The organism is Leptospira gomenensis (genome assembly GCF_004770155.1).
Taxonomy (GTDB): domain Bacteria; phylum Spirochaetota; class Leptospiria; order Leptospirales; family Leptospiraceae; genus Leptospira; species Leptospira gomenensis.
Genome location: NZ_RQFA01000086.1, coordinates 1 through 1,822 on the forward strand (window position 1 = coordinate 1; position 1,822 = coordinate 1,822).

General features: G+C 40.5%; 2 protein-coding genes and 1 pseudogene. All 3 read right to left on the reverse strand.

The window, feature by feature from the left end; all coding sequences use genetic code 11:
* A pseudogene (locus tag EHQ17_RS20015) lies at positions 1–279 on the reverse strand (RHS repeat domain-containing protein); the annotation flags it as partial.
* A 55-nt stretch (positions 280–334) separates the two neighbouring features.
* Complete coding sequence (locus EHQ17_RS19370) at positions 335–820, reverse strand: hypothetical protein (protein ID WP_135589976.1); 486 nt, start codon at positions 818–820, stop codon at positions 335–337.
* On the reverse strand, positions 817–1,822 hold a 1,006-nt coding region (locus EHQ17_RS19375; RefSeq protein ID WP_246057630.1), incomplete at its 5' end, for an RHS repeat-associated core domain-containing protein. The genes EHQ17_RS19375 and EHQ17_RS19370, both read right to left, overlap by 4 nt.

Sequence of the window (1,822 nt, forward strand, 5' to 3'; positions counted from 1 at the left end):
GATGTCCTTGTTACAATAGCCCGGTAGAATTCCGTTCGTATTCACTTGAACAGATATCCCTTCGATATATCCTGCACTTCCGTATTCGTAACAAGCACGCATCCTTCCGTGTGAAATCGGATGTTCCGGATAATCGATACGGCTGACGCGGCCGAGCAAATCGTATTTGGTTTCGGGTGGCTCCTGCTCCCGCAGGAACGCGCTCTCAGCTCCGGTCAATAAATTGAAAGAAAGGAAAAATAATAAAACAATACTTCCAAATACCAATTTATTGACCACGCTTCGATCCCTGCCACGGGGAAAGAGAGTTAGTGGGATGGTAGGTTCAACTCCTCTATTGAAACCTACGGTTTGCACGTTCCTTAACTATTGGGTCGATTGTTTGAAAAATTTCGAAATTTCCACTCAAGACGTCGCTTGCATAAGTTTTTAGATTTTCTGCGAAATCAGAAACATATTGTTCCCATCCATTTTTTTTATTAAAATAATGTGAATTTTCCGGATATTCGTAAGTGGGACTAAGTAAAGCTGAAGGGTTTCTTAAGTTTATTATATCATCTAAGCCAAAACAATTTAATTTAGTATTTTGAAAAATTTCCCCAGGATTTTCTATTAGCTCTCCATCAATAAGTCTATACAAAATTATAAAAATGTATGACTCTCTATATTCGTAAATAATTTTGACTCCCGTTGTCTCGTTCAGATATAAAATCTCATAACCCCAGTTTTCTTTTTTAGATTTGACAAAGCGAAATTGGTAGTCTAATTCAAGAAACTTAAAACACTTTCTAATCAAAATATCAAAACTTGGTTTTTTCATTTTGGCCTAGGTATTTGTGTTATTGGATAATTTTTTTCCTGAATTAAACTTTTTTCGCGTCCGTAAAACGGACTCGACTTAAGTCTGTTAAGATCAGGCCCAATATCATAAATTTTGTATCCTTCTTTCATCTTAGAGTTCAACCACTTCTCATTACGTTCAAGAGCATTACTCATTTCCTTTGGTGTCATCTCTCTTCCTTTAGGGAAATTTTTACTCCAAGCCTGGTACCATTTCGCATCAACACCTTGATTTTGTAAATTTTTAGCGGCAGTTTTTACTGCGCTCATTCCTTCACCAATTACAATTGCTTTTCCGCTTTTTATTACTTTTTCGGTCCCTTCTATCCCAACTTTCGCAAGCCCCTTTGCTGTCGCTTTCGCAAGTTGAGATCCATACCCTGTAACTGCCGCCTCTTCTAATTCTTTCCGGTTTTTGGGTACCAATGCTGCTGCAGTTTTGTAAATCAATCCAGCAGAATCATGAAGTAACCCGATAGAATTGCCGGAAAAAGACCCGTCTTTCGAAGCTGTTCCAGCTTTGTAAGAGGAATCTCCGAGCTTATTTAATACGTGGTTTACACCAGCTAAAGTATCTACAACAGCATCATGCCCCGTCGGATCCTTCGCCCCAATCGGATTCCCCTTCACATACGAGAATCGGTTCCAACCCTGCGTATCAAACTCACCGTCGATGATCGTATCCGCACTGGTAAATCTCGCAATCCCCGGATCGTAATACCTCGCGTTGTAAAAGTAAAAACCGGACTCCCGATCCAGCTCCTGCGAATTGTATTTCGGAGAAAAGTTCGTGTCGCCTTTGTGCACAAACGTCTCTCCGTAAGGAAGATATTGTATTCTGGAAAGAGTATTCCCCTCGTCGTCTAACACGTGTGAAACGGAATCCACTTGATCGGTGAGAAAATAAGCAAGCGCTCCCGCTTCATTCAACGCTGCAATACGAACACCGTTCAAGTAGACGTTGTTCACGCTTGTGAGTACG